Source organism: Flavobacterium resistens (assembly GCF_900182645.1).
In the GTDB taxonomy this organism is placed as follows: Bacteria; Bacteroidota; Bacteroidia; order Flavobacteriales; family Flavobacteriaceae; genus Flavobacterium; species Flavobacterium resistens.
Window position 1 is genome coordinate 1,105,538 of record NZ_FXTA01000002.1, and the last position, 17,661, is coordinate 1,123,198.

Genomic DNA, 17,661 nt, shown 5'->3' on the forward strand with positions numbered 1-17,661 from the left:
AAACAAAATGAGCAGTAAATGTTATATTTATAATTAAACCTTTAAGTTGCTTTCAGGTCTTAATAGTTCTAACCAACCAATTATGACCAGGTATTTTTCTTATTTATTGTTTTTTCTTTTTTGCGTCGTCGCTAATGCACAAAATGATATTATCATTAAAGGAACTGTTGTTGATCTTAACACACAAGTTCCGCTTGAAATGGCGACCGTATATTTTACAACCGTTAAAGATTCTGCTGTAATCGAATATGCTACTACTGATAAAAACGGAGTTTTCAGAATAAATACAAAAAAAATCAACAAACCTGTTTTCCTGAAAGTCAATTATATGGGATATCAGACTTTTGTTGAAGAACAGAAAGAACTTGTTGAAAGCAAGGATTTCGGGAAATTATATTTGGCCGAAAATATTAATGCTTTGGAAAATGTTGTCATTAAAACCGAAGCGCCACCAGTTGCCGTTAAAAAAGATACTTTAGAATTTAATGCTTCGGCTTTTAAAGTAAGGCCAGATGCCAATGTCGAAAATTTATTAAAACAATTGCCCGGCGTTGATGTTGATAATGACGGAAAAGTCACGGTAAATGGGCGGGAAGTCACTCAGTTTTTAGTCAACGGAAAAGCATTTTTTGATAAAGACGGACAGATGTTATTGAAAAATATGCCGGCCGAAATCATTAAAAAAGTTCAGGTTTCAGATTTTAAAACCAAAAAAGAAGAACTGGCAAAACAGGAATCAAGTTCAGATAATTCCTCTATTAACTTCACGATTGACGAAAAGAAAAATAAAGGTTTCTTTGGAAAAGCGCTTGCGGGTTACGGTTCTGATGATCGTTATGAAAGCAGTCTGATTATGAATTTCTTCAATAATAATCAGAAAATTAGCGTTTTGGCTTCTTCTAATAATATCAATTCGACTGGTTTTTCGATGGATGATGTTTTTGATAATATGGGAGGTGGACGAAATAATAACGCCAATCAAGGAAGTACTACAAGTGGAAAAGGAATTATTCAGTCAAATCTGGCTGGAATTAATTATTCTGATGAATGGTTTAAGGATTTCTCAGCTTCTGGGAGTTATAATTTTTCAAATAATATAACGAACAATGACAGCAAAGCAAATCAATTGAGCTTTTTGCCGACAGGAAATATTGTGACGGAATCAGATGCCAAAACGAGAACTGAAAATACCGGAAATAAAGCCAATTTTGAGTTCGAGTACAAACTTGATCCGAGTACGCGAATTGTTTTTACGCCAAAATTTAATCAGACACGAGTTGATAGTGATTCAGATTCATCAAGCTCTTCTCAAGATGAAAATGGCCAGGCATTAAATGAAAGTACGGCCGTTTCTCGCCGAGAAAACACAACGACTAATTTTGCCAATACTTTAAATTTCAATAAAGCATTTGAGAAAAAAAATCGTAACCTGAGTTTCGTTTTTGATAATAACAATACAGATGCTATTACGGATGCATTGAATGTTTCAGAAACAATTTTTTATCAGGATAATAAACCAAATGATAAACGAAATCAGACGACAAGAAATGATAATGTCAATGATGCTTATTCTTTAGATATTGAATATACGGAGCCGATTACAGATTCTTTAAGAATCAGATTTGGTTCTGATTTTGATTGGCAAAACGAAATAAAAGATCAAAAAACATTTGATTATGATGCTGATACGCAATCGTATTCTCAAGTAAATGAGTCTTTGACGACTTATACAACGTCGAAACAAAATTCGGTGAGCCCGAAAGTTGGAATTACGCTTCAAAAGAACAAATACACCATAAATCTGGATACAAAAACCTCGATTATTGATTATGATAATCATGCTTTTTATTTGGGTAAACCAACAGATTTGAATCAGAAATATGCTTTGCCATATGCGACAGCTCAATTTCGATATAAGTTCAGCCGTTCAAAGAATATGACTTTTAAATACGATTATTCGAATGCGCTTCCGGCCTCGAGCTTTTTATTGCCAGTTGCAAATTTGAGCAATCCATTGAATACGATTATAGGAAACCCGAATCTGACGCCAATAGAAAAAAGCAGTGCAAATTTTAGTTTCAGAAATTTTGATTTCCGAACACGTTCTGGTTACAGCGTGTATGCAAGAGGAGATTATTATTCTAATGATATTTCTTCTACTTCATTTTATGATGACAGTGGGAAAAGAACGACAACATACGTGAATATATCAGATACCTACACCTTTACTGTTGGCGGAAACTGGAATCAATCGATTAAGAAAGATGCAAATACTTTTCGATATGGTTTGCAGTTGAACGGAACTTACAGTTTTGATAAAGGTTTTACAAATGGAGTTATGTACAATGCAAAAGGTACTGCAGTAACGCCAAAAGTATATTTGTCATATGAATATGGAGAATTGCTTGTTATTGCGCCTTCGTACAGTTTGTCATACAATGAAACAAAATATGAAAACTACACTCGCGATGCAACTTCAAATGTCGTACACCGAATCAATTTGCAGACGACGAGTTATTGGCCGGCTAAATTTATTTTTGGTAATGACTTTGGATACACTTATAATTCTAATATTTCGAGTGATTTCAAAAAGGACTTCTACTTATGGAACACGAGTTTGTCTTACGGATTTTTGGATAAAAAACTTTATGCAAAAGTTAAAGTCTATGACGTTTTGAATCAAAATCTAAGTGCTACCAGAACGATTTCGGCAACATCGATCCGAGATGAAGAAAACACCGTTTTAAAAAGATATATCATGTTTTCATTGGCCTATAAAATTGGAAATTTTGCAGGAAATGAAAAGAGTAAGAGAAGAGGCCGAGAAAGAGAGGAGTAGGTTTTGTCTTTCTGAAGAGACGTGTGTTGGCGCGTCTCTTTTAAGGCTTTTTTTTTTAAGATGCTAAGGTACTAAGGTGCTGAGGTTTTGAAAAAGTGTATAAATCAAACTTTATTTGATTTATACGCTTTTTTTTTATCACTACATATAAAGCCTTAGCATCTTAGAAGCTTAGCACCTTAGAACCTTCTGTCTATTCGATGATAAACAGTAAAACGAATAATATCCCTGTCATAAAAATCTACACCACTGGCACGTCTTTGAAAGTTTTTTAGATAACCCAATTCTAGTCCGATATTTGGATTAAAATGATAGCGAAGTGCTACGTAAAATCTGTTTTGATCAAAAGTATTCAGTTTGTTGTCTTTTCCAAAATTGAACATAACTTCGTCAGAAATTGTGCCTTTTAAACTTCTGTTTTCTTTTTTCCAAAGATCAAAAGTCGACTGCAATCTATAACGAAACCTTAAGGCAAAAGAGAAATCAACTAGGAATTCTGTTCTTGAAGCCTTTTCGATAAAACGTTCTTCAAGCTGAAAACGATTGTGGAAAGTGATTTTCCCAATATCGTTAATCAAAGTAATATCTTGCTGAATTCGATATTCTGGAATCGAGAAATCAGGATCAATATTGGGATTTTGTGTATTTACATTAAAAAAAGCAAGTCCGCCTCCTAAATCTACAAGTTTGCTTGCTCGATATCGACCCTGAACTCTGACAACAAAAAGATTTTCATGAACCGGATTTAAAAAAGCCCGATTATCAAATTCCGAATGGAGTGCCCATTTTTCGGATAAAGGCAAAATGTTATAATAACGAATCCAGGCTAAAGTCTGCTGGTCGGTTTTCTTTTCATTTTGCGCCGATAAATTTGTGCTAATTAAGCCAAGTAGGAACAGTAATTTGAAAAACTTCATCTAATCTCCATAAATTCAGGTTGCGAATATATAGAAATCAGGGTTGATTCAGTGCAGATTAAAATTTGGTTTCAATACTATTTTGTGATTTCAAAGCATAAAAAAACGAGGCAAGTTTTTTAAACCGGCCTCGTTATAATAATTTTAAACAAACTAACTTAACCGCTTACAGCGAATATTTTAAAGTAACTCCGTAAGTTCTTTGATCACCAATAACTCCTGCATATTGTCCTGCGTTACCACCTGCAGGCAATAATTGCTCGTAGTAATCTTTATTGAATAAGTTGCGTCCCCAGAAGTGAACAGATAAACCTTGAGAAGCACGGAAACCCAAACGTGCATTAAAAATAGCATATCCTGGTACAACTAAATATTTTGAAGCCGAAGGGCTTGAAGAGAATTCAGAACGTGCATAAGAATCAACAGCTACAAATATTTTTCCTCTATTTCCAAAGAATGTTGCATTGTCTGAAAGTTCTCCACCCAATGATCCTGCCCATCTTGAAGCTCCTGGCAAATCAGTTCCAGAAACATCTTTGAAAGATACCGATGCACCAGTTTCTTCTAGTGGAAGCGGCGCATTTGTAAATTTCACATATTTTCCGTCAGTATAAGTTGCAGCAGCATTTACTGTTAAGTGTGAGCTAAATACGAAACTTGCATCTAATTCTGCACCTCTTACACGTACTTTATCAGCATTTGCAAGGTATCCACGGTTTACACCTAATTCAGCAGCCTGAACGTTTGTTTGGAAATCTTTAATATCTGTATTGAAGAACGTCAAGTTGAAAATCGAATTTTTAAAAGGAGAAGTTTTTACTCCAACTTCATAATGATTTACTTTTTCAGGTTTGATTACAGCAAGATCAAGTAGCGGATTTCCTTTTGAATCTGTTGGAAGTCCGGCAACGTTTACACCAACTGGTTTGTAGCTTTTTGCATAAGTTGCATAAGCATTGATTTTATCTGTAACCTTATAAGTTAAAGTCAAGTTTCCTGAGAAATCTGTATTGTCTGTACTTGAATCAAAAGCCTGGTCAGAGTAAACTGATTTTTTCAAAGCAATCAATGCAGGATCATTAGTTTGTAAACCTCCGTAAGTTAAACGGCTGTAATGAGCATCTTTTTTATCAAAGTTATATCTTAAACCTGGTAAAACATGCAAGCGTTCTGTAATTGCCCAGTCAATTTGTCCAAATACTGCAGCGCTTGAAGCTCTGATTCTAGCATCAGTTTTGATTCCGTAACCTTCAAAAAGACCTGGAGTTTTCCATAATGGACTAGTAGAACTTTGTGCGAATCTCCATTGTGCATTTCCAGATTCTTCTGTTCCATCTGTTTGAGAAGTTTGATCGATGAAGAATACTCCCGCAACACCACTAACTTTAGAAGTTAATTGACCTGCATAACGAACCTCTTGAGTTACCTGAGTTTGTCTTGTTGGATTTTGAGATTTTGCCAATACTTGCAATCCTGTAAAATCCCTGTCATTTGATGGATCCCAGTTCCAGAATCTCCAAGCTGTAGTTGAAGTTAATGTTCCTGGTCCAACTTTTGTGTCAATATTAAGCGAAATACCTCCCATATCCTGATTAGATCTCCAAGGAGTATCTTGATCAATTTTACGGTCAAAAGCATTTAAACTTGGTAATTGATAATTTAAATCTTTGATAATAGCATCAAATTGACGGTAAGCGGCTCTTTGAGTAGGAGCAACGCCTGCTACAACCTGCGCATATCCATCAGGACGCTGTGTTGTAATATCTGCTGCTAAAATAATATTAGTATTTACAGATGGAGTCCAAAGCAATTGACCTCTAATACCTTGGTTGTTTAATGTATTTGTTGGTCTTCCAGTTGCTACGTTGTCAATCAATCCATCTCTTTGTGTTCCTGAAAAAGAGATTCTTCCAGCAACTTTTTTACCTAAGGCACCTGTTACAGATGCTTTAGCTTGTAAAAAGTTATAGTTTCCGTAACTAACTTCAAAATCTGCTCCTGTTGAAAAACTTGGTTTTCTTGTAGTAATATTGAAAGCACCAGAAGTAGTGTTTTTTCCAAATAATGATCCTTGTGGCCCACGTAAAACCTCAATTTGCTCCACATCAATAAAGTCTAAAGTTGTTGCTGCCGGACGAGCATAATAAACACCGTCAACATAAAAACCAACTCCTGGATCGATTCCGTCATTTGTTAATCCGAATGGAGAACCTAAACTACGAATGTTGATTCCTGTATTTCTTGGATTTGAAGAATAAAGTTGTACTGAAGGAACAAGTTCTTTAATACGGTTAACATTAAAAGCTCCTGTTTGTTCTGCTTGTTTTCCTGTAATTACAGAAATTGCAATTGGCACATCCTGAACTTTTTCGATTCTGCGTCGTGAAGAAACAACAACTTCAACAAGAGCATTTTCTTCATTTAAAACAATTTGTAATGGAGTTGCAGGCAAATCATCGATTTCTAACTCAGTAGTTTTATAACCAACATATTGAATTAAAAGTGTTACTGGAAGTTTTCCTTTAGTATCGATAGTAAATTTTCCTGAAGCGTCAGTAATTGTATTTATAGTAGTTCCTTTAATTACAACATTTGCAGCTTCTAATGGAGTATTTTCAGTTGTTTTAACGACACCTTCTATTTTTTGTGCAAATGAGATTGAAAAAGTTAAAACAGATAATATTGTAAGTATATTTTTAATCGAATTTTTCATTTTTATATTAAGTATATATGATTAGTAGAGTTTATAATAAAATTTTTTTTATCAACACATACACATCATACAGGAAATGCTTTTTGCAGTTTTGAACTGACTATTGGAATTTGTTTGCAAAAGACTTTTGGTTACGCCTAATAAACTGAAATGTTCTTTCATGAGTTAAAAATTTGTAATTGGTTTGTTAATTATTTTTGGCAAATATATACAAATTCTATTAAATCGATAGGGTTTAGGGAATATTTTTTTATTTATTTACTAATGAGGCAATTGTGATGCCTTCCATTGCCTTCAAAGTTTTGTCTCTGATAAGCATTAAACCGTGACGCAGACTGCATTCAGACTCGGTTTTGCAATCAGAACAAGGCTCGTAAAAATTTAAAGAAGCGCATGGCAAAAGTGCAATTGCACCGTCAAATAATCGGTGAATTTCTGCCAAAGTAATGTCGTTTTTAGATTTTATCAGATAATATCCGCCGAATTTTCCTTGCTTGCTGCTCACAAAACGTCCTCGTTTTAGATCCAATAAAATTTGCTCTAAAAACTTTTTAGGAATGTTAGCGCCATCAGCAATTTCTATAGTTCTAGAAATGTGATTTTCGTCTTGTTCAGCTAAATAAAGTAAGGCCTTAAGGGCGTATTTTGCTTTATGTGATAACATCTATGATTGAATTATGAATTGTAAATTTAACTAAAATAATTTAGTAAACCTGAAACTTGAAATTAGAAACAAAATAAATTACCAGCTTCCGCCTGAACCTCCACCAGAGAATCCGCCTCCGCCAAATCCACCGCCGAAACCGCCGCCGCCAGATGATCCACCGCCGAACCCTCCAAAACCGCCTCCGCTACTTCTTCCAAGATTACTCAGAATGATAACATCAAGTAGGCTAGGACCTCCGCCGCTATTTCCAGAATTTCCTCCGCCACCTCTTTTATTGCGGGAAAGTAAAATTAATACTATTACCACAATGACGATAAATGGAAATATAGGAAAGTCTTTTCCTTTAGATTGCTTGCGTTCGCTTTTATATTTGCCTTTAAACACATCAAAAAGAGCATCGGCACCTTTATCAAGTCCGCGATAATAACTTCCTGCTTTAAATTCCGGGATAATAATATTTCGGGTAATTTCTCCTCCAATTCCTGCTGTTAAACGATCTTCTAATCCATAACCAGGAGAAATCCAGATTCTTCTTTCGGCTTTAGCCAATAAAATCAAAACCCCGTTATCTTCTTTTGCTTGTCCAATTCCCCATGCATGAGCCCATTTTGGAGTAAGAATTCCAATATCTTCGCCTTTTAAGCTTTCAATAGTAATGACAACAATTTGAGTGGAAGTTGAATCAGAATAACGAATTAGTTTTTCTTCTAATTGTGTTTTTTCAGAAGCACTTAAAACATTGGCATAATCGTAAACAGAAGTTTGGAAATCAGGTTTTTTAGGAATGTCAAACTGAGCAAAAATAGTATTGCAAACAAAAAACGCGATAAACAAAAAAGTAAACTGAAAAATTCTATTGGAATTTGAGATTGTATTTTTGGAATTTTTCATTATTTATCCTTTTGAGATTTCGTTAGATAATTCGTTTGTGTCGCCTTCCGACCACGGAAAGTATTTTTTTAATTGTTCTCCGGCATTTGTAATTCCATCTACAATTCCTTGTTTAAAATTTCCAGATTTAAAATGATTGCTCATGATGTCTTTGGTACAATCCCAAAAATCATCAGAAACCAAATCATTAATTCCTTTGTCTCCACAAATTACAAAGTTTTTATCTTCAACTGCGAAATAGAGCAATACGCCATTTTTTAGTTTGGTTTCATCCATTCGTAATTCATGAAAAACTTCTAAAGCTCGATCAAAATGAGCTTTAGAAGTTGTTTTTTCTATATGAACTCTAATTTCGCCAGAAGTATTTTTCTCGGCTACGCGAATAGCTTCAACAATTTCTTGTTCATCTTCTTTGGATAAAAAATCTTCTACTTGTGACATGGAAATGATTTTAGTCCCGATAGCTATCGGGATAGATTTTAGATTTTAGAATTTTACTTCAACTGGTTTGTCTGCTCCGGTAGAAGCCTCGAAGTATGGTTTTTCTTTGTATTCGCTCAAGAACCAGTTGTTTGGAATTTTTAAAACATATCCGTTATAAGTTTGTACAGATTCGTTAAAACGAGTTCTAGCCGTTAAAATCTGATTTTCTGTACTTGCTAATTCGTCTTGCAATTTCAAGAAATTCTCGTTTGCTTTCAAAGTTGGATATTGTTCTACAGAAACCAATAATTTTGATAATGAAGAAGTTACACCGCTTTGAGCTTGGTTGAATTGTGCCAATTGCTCTGGAGTCACATTACTTGGATCAATAGTTACAGAAGTTGCTTTTGCACGAGCTTCGATTACTGCTGTTAAAGTTGATTTTTCAAAATCAGCAGCACCTTTAACCGTGTTTACTAAATTTCCAATAAGGTCATTTCTTCTTTGGTAAGCTGTTTGTACGTTACCCCATTCTTTATTTACAGCTTGACTGTGCTGTAAGGCAGTATTTTTAATTCCAATTGACCAAAATGCGATAATAGCAATAAATGCGATAAGAATTCCTACAGGGATTAACCACTTTTTCATATTTGTTTTGATTTAAGTTTATTTCTATTTTTAATTACAATTCGTTTTTGATGTCGTTCAATTGTGTTTTTATGGTCTCTAATTTACGTATTATTTCGAATTTATCTAATGTTTTCTTCTGTCCCTCTTTTAAATGCGTTTTAGCACCGTCAAGCGTGAAACCTCTTTCTTTGACCAAATGATAAATCAGTTGCAGGTTTGTAATATCTTCCGGAGTAAACATTCGGTTTCCTTTAGCATTCTTTTTTGGTTTCAGAATATCAAATTCGCTGTCCCAGAATCGTATCAATGATGCATTGACATTAAAAGCCTTGGCAACTTCGCCAATACTGTAATATCTTTTATCTTTTGAAAGTTCAATATGCATGTTTTTGTATTTCTAATTTATTTCAAAAATAACACTTTTTAAAGTATTAATCTAATGATTGGTTTTCCTGGTTCGCCATTTGCGAAATTGCAACATATTCGGCAGCTGAAATATTTCCGTAATAAAAATTCAACGGATTCACGACTTTTCCATCTTTGTGCACTTCATAATGACAATGCGGTCCTTCAGATCTTCCGGTACTTCCTACATAACCAATAATGTCACCTCTTTTAACGTGTTGGCCTGGTCTGCAATTGTATTTGCTTAAATGAGCATAAAGGCTTTCATATCCAAATCCGTGCCGTATTACAACATGATTTCCATATCCAGAAGCTGTATTGTCAGCTCTGCTCACTATGCCGTCTCCGGTTGCATACACGGGAGCTCCTGTGTTTGCTGTAAAATCCATTCCGTTGTGCATTTTTCTCACTTTCGTGAAAGGATCAAGACGATATCCAAAACCCGAAGCAACACGTTTTAAATTCTCATTTCGAACGGGTTGAATGGCAGGAATGGCTAATAATAAATTTTCTTTGGCTCCAGCTAATTTTAAAATTTCATCTAAAGATTTCGACTGAATGGCCAGTTGCTTCGAAAGTTTATCTATTCTTTTTGTCGTATTTAAAACTAGTTGAGAATTATTGTACCCTTCTAGCGCTTTGTATTTGTTAGAACTTCTAAAGCCAGCTTTCCGAATCGAATCTGGAATTTCAGCTTTGTTAAAATATACACGATAAATATTATTGTCACGTTCTTCTAATGCGTCTGCAGCATCATCAATTTCGTCTAGTTTTTTATTTAAAATTGAATATTGAAGTTTTAAATTTTCAATTTCACGTGCCTGTAAACGATCTTTTGGAGTTTCGAAATAAGGCGTATTAATTAAAAGAACAAAAACTAAAAAACCAAACAATGCTGAAGCCACTAAAAACAATAATGCGTAACCTATTTTTATTCTTTTTCTGGTTTTTATTTTTGTATAAGCCAGATTTTCTGAGTCGTAATAATATTTTACTTTCGCCATATTTTAAAATACGCTATTTTTGCACCTTGTAAAATAGGTTAGTCGAATAAAACTGCTAAATGTTTCAGTTATCCGACACTTTTTTTAAGAGGATTAATGATTAGATATTGGGGACTATTTTATCATTAGATAATGCGCAAAATAGACAATTTATTGTTTAAATTATAAGTTTTTTAATTTCATTATAAAAAACTTGATGCATCATCAAATGAATTAATTATCTAATTATCTAATTATCTAGTTATCAAATTGACACATTAAATTGACACATTTTTCTAATTAAAATATGAAATCACAAGACGTACGTAAACAATTTTTAGATTTTTTTGAGAGTAAAGGACATACTATCGTTCCTTCAGCTCCTATTGTTCTTAAAGACGATCCAACCCTTATGTTCAATAACTCGGGAATGGCCCAGTTTAAAGAATTTTTCTTAGGTAACGGAACTCCAAAAAGTCCAAGAATAGCCGATACACAAAAATGTCTTCGTGTTTCAGGAAAACATAACGATCTTGAAGAAGTTGGTATTGATACCTACCACCACACTATGTTTGAAATGCTTGGAAACTGGTCTTTTGGTGATTATTTCAAAAAAGAGGCTATCAACTGGGCTTGGGAATTATTGACAGAAGTGTATAAAATCCCAAAAGAAAATCTTTATGTTTCTGTTTTTGAAGGAAGCAAAGAAGATAATGTTCCGTTTGACCAAGAAGCTTGGGATATCTGGAAAACATTAATTGACGAGGATCGAATTATTCTTGGAAATAAAAAAGATAATTTTTGGGAAATGGGAGATCAAGGACCATGCGGACCTTGTTCTGAAATTCACGTTGATTTACGTTCTGCAGAAGAAAAAGCATTAGTTTCTGGAAAGAGCTTGGTAAACAATGATCACCCGCAAGTAGTTGAAATCTGGAATAACGTATTCATGGAATTCAACCGTAAAGCGGATGGTTCTCTTGAAAAACTTCCAGCACAACACGTAGATACCGGAATGGGATTTGAGCGTTTGTGTATGGCTTTACAAGGAAAAACATCAAACTATGACACAGATGTTTTCATGCCATTGATCAGAGAAATCGAAACCATTACAGGTGCAAAATATACCACTAATGACGTAACAGGCATTAGTGAAGAACAAAATAAAATGAATATTGCTATTCGTGTAGTTGCAGATCACGTTCGTGCAGTAGCATTTGCTATTGCTGATGGACAATTGCCTTCTAACACGGGTGCAGGATATGTAATTCGTAGAATTTTACGTCGTGCTATTCGTTACGGATTTACTTTCTTAGGAACAAAAGAGCCATTTATTTTCAAATTAGTTGAAACTTTAAGCGAGCAAATGGGAGATTCTTTCCCGGAAATCAGAACGCAGAAAGCACTTTGTTCGAATGTTATTCGTGAAGAAGAAAACTCTTTCTTAAGAACATTAGATCAGGGATTAATTCTTTTGGATGCTGTAATTTTAAATAATGCAGGTGACACAATCGATGGTAAAAAAGCTTTCGAATTGTATGATACTTACGGTTTTCCAATCGATTTAACAGCTTTGATTCTTTCAGAAAAAGGATTGAAATTAGACGAAAAAGGATTCCAGGAACAATTGCAATTGCAAAAAGAAAGATCACGTGCAGCATCTAAAGTAACTGCTGGTGACTGGAATGTAATTGTTGAAGATGATATTCAGGAATTTGTTGGTTATGACAGATTATCTCAGCAAGTTAAAATCACTAAATACAGAAGAGTAGAAAGTGTAAAAGATGGAGAAATTTTCCAATTAGTTTTCAATGCTACACCATTTTACGGAGAAAGCGGAGGACAAACTGGAGATAAAGGATATCTGGAAGCTCAAAACGGAGATATTATTTATATCATTGATACGAAAAAAGAAAATAACCAAACGATACATTTAACACAATCATTACCGGAAAATATTACGGGAACTTTTAATGCTGTAGTTGATGCAATTCAAAGAGCTAAAACTTCTTCAAATCACTCCGCTACGCATTTATTGCACCAAGGTTTGCGTAAGATTTTAGGAACTCATATTGAGCAAAAAGGTTCGATGGTTCGTAATGCTTCACTTCGTTTTGACTTTTCTCATTTCTCTAAAGTTTCTGATGAAGAATTACTAGAAGTAGAGAATTTTGTAAATGCAAGAATTCGTGAGAGTTTGCCATTAATTGAAAAAAGAGCAATTCCGAAAGAACAAGCGCTTGAAGATGGAGCAATTGCTTTATTTGGAGAAAAATATGGTGATTTAGTTCGTACAATTAAATTTGGTGATTCTGTCGAATTATGTGGAGGAACACACGTTGCAAATACATCAGATATTTGGCACTTTAAAATTGTTTCAGAAGGTGCAGTTGCAGCTGGAATTAGAAGAATTGAAGCAATTACAAGCGAAGCAGCAAAAGAATATTTTGAATCTCAGGCAATTTCTTTTAATGAAATTAAAGAAGTGCTTAAAAATGCTCAGGATCCTGTAAAAGCGATTCAGGCATTACAAGATGAAAATACTCAATTGAAAAAACAAGTGGAAGCTTTATTAAAAGATAAAGCTAAAAATATGAAAGCTGATTTAGCTAAAGAATTACAAGAGATCAACGGAGTTCAATTCTTAGCAAAACAATTAGATTTGAACCCAGAGGGGGCAAAAGATTTGGCTTACGAATTGGGAGGCTCATATAATAATCTATTTGTAGTTTTTGCTACAGCTCACGAAGGAAAACCAATGTTAACTTGTTATATTTCTAAAGAAATTGTAGCAGAGAAAAACTTAAACGCTGGACAAGTAGTTCGCGAATTAGGAAAATACATCCAAGGTGGAGGTGGAGGGCAACCTTTCTTCGCAACTGCAGGAGGTAAAAATGTTGATGGAATTGCAGAAGCTTTGGCTAAGGCTGTGGATTTCGTTAAATAAAGATTCTAAGTTACTAAGGTTCTAAGTTTTTTATAAAATTAAACCCGACAGGTTTTTAAAACCTGTCGGGTTTTTACATTTACATGAAATAACTTAAAATGTCATTTTTATAACTTTTAGGGGAAATGAGTAAAATAAAAACCATATTATTTTGCAGATTAATTTTAAAACAAGAATGTTATGAAAAAGAATTTAGTTTATTTTTTAGCAGTTGCTTTGCCATTGCTAACTTCGTGTTCTAACGATGCAGTCGTGAGCACGAGTAAATCAGAAATTATTTTGCCGAAAACAGCAAAATACAGTAGTACAGGATCTTCTATAGTGAGCTCAGTTAATTTTACTTATAATGGAAATAAAATTAAGAGCATTACTGGTCAAAACGAAAGAACAGATTTTACTTATGAAGGTGATTTTATTGTAAAAGAAGTTACGTATAATACTCAAAGTGGTAGTGATGTAAAGAAAGAAGAATATACATATGCTTATGAAAAAAACAAATTGGTTTCTACAGCTTATTCAAAAAATTTCACGACTAAATATCCAAATGGAAGCTATAAAGAAAGAAGTGTTTACACATATAATGCTGATGGCAGTGCTATAATGAAAACATATTATAAAGATTCAGAATTCTTTGAAGTAGAGAAATTAGGAGACATTGAGTTAGAGAGTAATGTTGATAAGCTTACTTTTGTTAATGGGAATTTGACAAAACGAGTTTCGAAGATTAGTGAGGGTTCATATTTGGTTTATTCTGATACAGACACGACAGAATATTTATATGAATATGATGCAAATAGCACGCCTTTTAAAAATGTTTTAGGGTTTGATTTATTAATGAAGGATGTATTTGTAAATAATGTAGTTAACACGACTACTTCATCTGTTTTATGGAATGGAAATTATTTAAATTCAAATTCTTCTAAAATAGATTATATTTATAATGAAAAAGGTTATCCTGTAAAAGTATCAGAAAGATTTAAAACCACTGAATATATTTATTAATAAGCATAAAAGATCATAGCTGATTTTATTAAACATAACGTAAATCCGACAGGTTTTTAAAATCTGTCGGGTTTTGTGTTTAATTTAATAGCGTCCAGCTTTAGCTGGATGAAAAAGTTAAGAACTAGAAAGGGCTTTAGCCAAACTATTCCGTTTGGCTAAAGCCCTTCAACTTTAAATCGTTACACATCATCCAGCTAAAGCTGGACGCGATTAAAAAAAACTTAGTACCTTAGTCCCTTAGCATCTTAGTAGCTCAAAAATTACTTACGCTCACCAATCTGCTGGCGCCACATTGCGTAATACAATCCTTTTTCAGCAATCAAATCATCGTGTTTACCTTGCTCGATAATTTTACCTTGCTCCAAGACAAATATTCTATCAGCATGCATTACAGTCGATAAACGGTGTGCAATTAAAACTGTGATTCTGTTTTTGTCCGAAATATTTCTAATTGTTGCATTAATTTCTTCTTCGGTAATAGAATCCAAAGCTGAAGTTGCTTCGTCAAAAATCAATAAATTCGGATTTCTTAAAATCGCTCTGGCAATAGATAAACGCTGTTTTTCTCCACCCGAAACTTTAATTCCGCCTTCACCAATTGTGGTGTTCAAACCATCTTCAGCGCGTTTTAACAATTTTTCACAGCTTGCCCTTTTTAGGGCGTCGTATAAATCTTCATCGCTTGCATTTGGTTTAACAAAGAGTAAGTTTTCACGGATAGTTCCGGAGAATAATTGAGCGTCTTGTGTTACAAAACCTAACTGCTTTCTTAGATCTAGTAAATCAATTTCGGCCGAATCGATATCATTATAAAAAACCTGGCCTTCTGCAGGCGTGTATAATCCAACTAATAATTTTACTAAAGTGGTTTTTCCAGATCCAGACGGACCTACGAATGCAACAGTTTGGCCTTGCTTGATTTCAAAATTGATATCTTCTACGGCTTTAAATTTTGCCGTTTTATGTTTGAAACTAACATTTGAAAATAAAAGTGATTGAATCGCACCTACATGTTTTGGATTTTTAGGACGAAATTCCTTTGGAGCATTTAATAATGTTCTGAAATTCTCCATAGAAACCTTCGTTTCATTAACCGCAATAATAAAGTTTCCAAGTTCTTGCAACGGACCAAAAATGAAGAAAGTAAAAAATACCATCGTCAATAAATCGCCCACAATAATTTTACCTCCAAACAAGAAATAATACAAAGTAAACACCACACAAGTTCTTAAAAAGTGAACCGTTGTTCCTTGAATAAAACTCAAACTTCTGATATAACGAACTTTCTCTAATTCGAGATGTAAAATCTTAAAAGTATTTAAGTTAAGACGTTTTTCCTCTTGATAAGTCAAACCAAGACTTTTTACAAGCTCAATGTTTCGCAAACTTTCGGTTGTTGAGCCGGCCAAAGCATTTGTTTGGTTTACAATTTTTTTAGAAACTACTTTTATTTTTTTTCCTAAATAAGAACTTACCAAAGCAATAATTGGCGCCGTAATTAAAAAGATAATTGAAATACGATAATCGATTCGGGCAACATAAACAATAACGAATATGAATCCGATAATGGTTTGAAAGATTAACGAAATCGAAAGTGTAATCAGTTTTTCAGAATCAGAACGAACTTTGGTTAGTTTGCTTAAAGTTTCACCGCTTCGTTGATCCTCAAATTCGGCGTATGGCAAATCCAAAGATTTTTTAATTCCGTCAGTATACATTTGAGCGCCAGTTCGCTGAATGACAACATTGGTAAAATAATCCTGAAAGTTTTTTGTAATTCGGGAAATCATTGCTGCTCCAAGCGAAAGCCCAAGCCAAAATGACAATGATTTGATAAAACCAGTTGCGTTGCCGTCATATTTATGGAGCCCGACACCGCAGTCCTGCATTAATTTACCTGTAATAATAGAATCTGATAAACTGAAACAAATGTTTATCGAAGCCATAATCAGCGCAAAAAGCAAAAGCATTTTGTGTCTGATTATATAAGAATATAATAATTTCATATGATTTTTAGAAAAGTGGAAGATGCAAAAGTAAGCAATTGTTTTAGTTTGTGGACTTAGTTTGTGTTATTTAAAATGTAATTTTTTTACAAATGAAATAAGCGAAATGTTTTTTTAAAGTCAGTATGTTTTAATTTTTTGTACAACAGATTTTTTAATATCGAGACAATAAAAAAGACACCGAAAAATCTGTTCTTCTCTGTCTTTTGACTTTTGGACATTTTTTTTCTCTAAAATAATTAATCCTATTTTACTTAATAATAGTGCATTAACAATTGTTTAGGTTTTATTTTATTTCAGATGTGGATTTCCGTAATGCTTTGATTTGTGGTTGCAGTATGTTTGCTATAAATAACATATTAAACAAAAACAAAATGAAAAAAATTCTATGTCTTTTCGGAGCTTTGTCTCTATTATTAACTTCATGTTCAAGTGATGATTCATCAGAATCTACAGATGCAGTTTTATTGCCTAAAAAAATTACTGAAACAGAAGTCATTGAAGGACAATCAGGAAGTTATACTTATACTTTAACGTATGATGGAAACAAATTGAAAGAACTTGCTGGTTCAGATGCGTCTAGATCTGTATATACGTACACAGGAGATCTTATCACTAAAGTAGAAAAGTATGCTTCTAGTGTTTTACAATCTACAGATGTTTATGCTTATGAAGGAACAAAATTAGTTTCTAAAATTTCAACATGGGAAGCTAATAAAAGTACTCAAGAGAAATTAACTTTTGTGTATAATGCAAACGGAACAGTTAATGTTAACCAATCTCAAATCATCAATAAACAAGAGATTAAGTATGATACCACTACACTTTATACTTTGGTGAACGGAAATATGGTGTCTTCTGAATTAATCGATGGAGTATTGATGGAGAAAATAACAAGTACTTACGATAATAAGAAAAGCCCTTTTATCAACATTACAGGTTTAAAGGCATTATTAGATTTAGATAGTGATTTTGACTTCTATTCTGCAAATAACACAGTAAAAAATGTTACAACTACTTATGGTTCTGACGGTAAGGTTACTAAAACAGCAACTGTAGAAACTACTAATAAATACAATAGCAGCAATTACGTTACGGAATATTTTTCTGGAGACACAAAAAATTCTTTCAAATTAGAAATTGCTTACTAATAATTTAGTTTTTAAATAAAAAAAATTCCCAATTAGCAAATCAGTTAATTGGGGATTTTTTTGAGCATAAATGAGGATTTAACT

13 protein-coding genes are annotated in these 17,661 nt (G+C 33.5%); 4 read left to right on the top strand and 9 right to left on the bottom strand.

Annotated elements, in window-relative coordinates; genetic code table 11:
• Positions 1 to 82 precede the first annotated feature (82 nt).
• Positions 83 to 2,839: an outer membrane beta-barrel protein gene (locus FN795_RS10945; protein WP_142450621.1), complete on the top strand. Its 2,757-nt coding sequence runs from the start codon at positions 83 to 85 to the stop codon at positions 2,837 to 2,839.
• A 179-nt stretch (positions 2,840 to 3,018) separates the two neighbouring features.
• On the opposite strand, the gene FN795_RS10950 is transcribed toward FN795_RS10945, so the two are convergent.
• The 8 genes from FN795_RS10950 to FN795_RS10985 form a co-directional block, all read right to left on the bottom strand.
• Positions 3,019 to 3,756 carry a DUF2490 domain-containing protein gene (locus tag FN795_RS10950; RefSeq protein ID WP_142450622.1) on the bottom strand — a complete coding sequence of 246 codons (738 nt, stop codon included), beginning with the start codon at positions 3,754 to 3,756 and terminating at the stop codon, positions 3,019 to 3,021.
• A gap of 166 nt (positions 3,757 to 3,922) precedes the next feature.
• Entirely contained in the window at positions 3,923 to 6,469 is a 2,547-nt protein-coding gene (locus FN795_RS10955; protein WP_142450623.1) for a TonB-dependent receptor, read from the bottom strand.
• Positions 6,470 to 6,719: 250 nt separating this feature from the next.
• Complete coding sequence (locus tag FN795_RS10960; RefSeq protein WP_053470541.1) at positions 6,720 to 7,133, bottom strand: RrF2 family transcriptional regulator; 414 nt, start codon at positions 7,131 to 7,133, stop codon at positions 6,720 to 6,722.
• A 78-nt stretch (positions 7,134 to 7,211) separates the two neighbouring features.
• On the bottom strand, positions 7,212 to 8,027 hold the full coding sequence (locus FN795_RS10965; protein WP_142450624.1) for a TPM domain-containing protein: 816 nt from the start codon (positions 8,025 to 8,027) through the stop codon (positions 7,212 to 7,214).
• Positions 8,028 to 8,030: 3 nt separating this feature from the next.
• Positions 8,031 to 8,468 carry a TPM domain-containing protein gene (locus FN795_RS10970; RefSeq protein WP_142450625.1) on the bottom strand — a complete coding sequence of 146 codons (438 nt, stop codon included), beginning with the start codon at positions 8,466 to 8,468 and terminating at the stop codon, positions 8,031 to 8,033.
• A 45-nt stretch (positions 8,469 to 8,513) separates the two neighbouring features.
• Entirely contained in the window at positions 8,514 to 9,098 is a 585-nt protein-coding gene (locus FN795_RS10975; protein WP_035651882.1) for a LemA family protein, read from the bottom strand.
• 34 nt (positions 9,099 to 9,132) lie between these two features.
• Positions 9,133 to 9,465, bottom strand: coding sequence for a MerR family transcriptional regulator (locus tag FN795_RS10980; RefSeq protein WP_142450626.1), 333 nt, complete (start codon positions 9,463 to 9,465; stop codon positions 9,133 to 9,135).
• A 46-nt stretch (positions 9,466 to 9,511) separates the two neighbouring features.
• Positions 9,512 to 10,489 (bottom strand): M23 family metallopeptidase, encoded by a 978-nt coding sequence (locus FN795_RS10985; RefSeq protein WP_142450627.1) that lies wholly within the window; start codon positions 10,487 to 10,489, stop codon positions 9,512 to 9,514.
• A gap of 286 nt (positions 10,490 to 10,775) precedes the next feature.
• Here FN795_RS10985 and alaS point away from each other — a divergent pair, with 286 nt between their 5' ends.
• Together alaS and FN795_RS10995 are read left to right on the top strand one after the other, a co-directional pair.
• A complete protein-coding gene (gene alaS, locus FN795_RS10990) occupies positions 10,776 to 13,415 on the top strand; it encodes an alanine--tRNA ligase (RefSeq protein ID WP_142450628.1) in 2,640 nt (879 codons plus the stop codon).
• Positions 13,416 to 13,595: 180 nt separating this feature from the next.
• The gene (locus FN795_RS10995; protein ID WP_142450629.1) at positions 13,596 to 14,417 is read left to right on the top strand and encodes a hypothetical protein; all 822 of its coding nucleotides are present in this window, start codon (positions 13,596 to 13,598) and stop codon (positions 14,415 to 14,417) included.
• 263 nt (positions 14,418 to 14,680) lie between these two features.
• On the opposite strand, the gene FN795_RS11000 is transcribed toward FN795_RS10995, so the two are convergent.
• Positions 14,681 to 16,426 carry an ABC transporter ATP-binding protein gene (locus FN795_RS11000; protein WP_142450630.1) on the bottom strand — a complete coding sequence of 582 codons (1,746 nt, stop codon included), beginning with the start codon at positions 16,424 to 16,426 and terminating at the stop codon, positions 14,681 to 14,683.
• A 374-nt stretch (positions 16,427 to 16,800) separates the two neighbouring features.
• Here FN795_RS11000 and FN795_RS11005 point away from each other — a divergent pair, with 374 nt between their 5' ends.
• Positions 16,801 to 17,577 carry a hypothetical protein gene (locus tag FN795_RS11005; RefSeq protein ID WP_142450631.1) on the top strand — a complete coding sequence of 259 codons (777 nt, stop codon included), beginning with the start codon at positions 16,801 to 16,803 and terminating at the stop codon, positions 17,575 to 17,577.
• The last annotated feature ends 84 nt before the right edge of the window (positions 17,578 to 17,661 follow it).

Coding starts and splice junctions, on each gene's coding strand:
- FN795_RS10945 (WP_142450621.1), top strand. CDS start 83: ATGACCAGGTATTTTTCTTATTTATTGTTTTTTCTTTTTTGCGTCGTC.
- FN795_RS11005 (WP_142450631.1), top strand. CDS start 16,801: ATGAAAAAAATTCTATGTCTTTTCGGAGCTTTGTCTCTATTATTAACT.
- FN795_RS10970 (WP_142450625.1), bottom strand. CDS start 8,468: ATGTCACAAGTAGAAGATTTTTTATCCAAAGAAGATGAACAAGAAATT.
- FN795_RS10965 (WP_142450624.1), bottom strand. CDS start 8,027: ATGAAAAATTCCAAAAATACAATCTCAAATTCCAATAGAATTTTTCAG.
- FN795_RS10985 (WP_142450627.1), bottom strand. CDS start 10,489: ATGGCGAAAGTAAAATATTATTACGACTCAGAAAATCTGGCTTATACA.
- FN795_RS10950 (WP_142450622.1), bottom strand. CDS start 3,756: ATGAAGTTTTTCAAATTACTGTTCCTACTTGGCTTAATTAGCACAAAT.
- FN795_RS11000 (WP_142450630.1), bottom strand. CDS start 16,426: ATGAAATTATTATATTCTTATATAATCAGACACAAAATGCTTTTGCTT.
- FN795_RS10960 (WP_053470541.1), bottom strand. CDS start 7,133: ATGTTATCACATAAAGCAAAATACGCCCTTAAGGCCTTACTTTATTTA.
- FN795_RS10980 (WP_142450626.1), bottom strand. CDS start 9,465: ATGCATATTGAACTTTCAAAAGATAAAAGATATTACAGTATTGGCGAA.
- alaS (WP_142450628.1), top strand. CDS start 10,776: ATGAAATCACAAGACGTACGTAAACAATTTTTAGATTTTTTTGAGAGT.
- FN795_RS10955 (WP_142450623.1), bottom strand. CDS start 6,469: ATGAAAAATTCGATTAAAAATATACTTACAATATTATCTGTTTTAACT.
- FN795_RS10975 (WP_035651882.1), bottom strand. CDS start 9,098: ATGAAAAAGTGGTTAATCCCTGTAGGAATTCTTATCGCATTTATTGCT.
- FN795_RS10995 (WP_142450629.1), top strand. CDS start 13,596: ATGAAAAAGAATTTAGTTTATTTTTTAGCAGTTGCTTTGCCATTGCTA.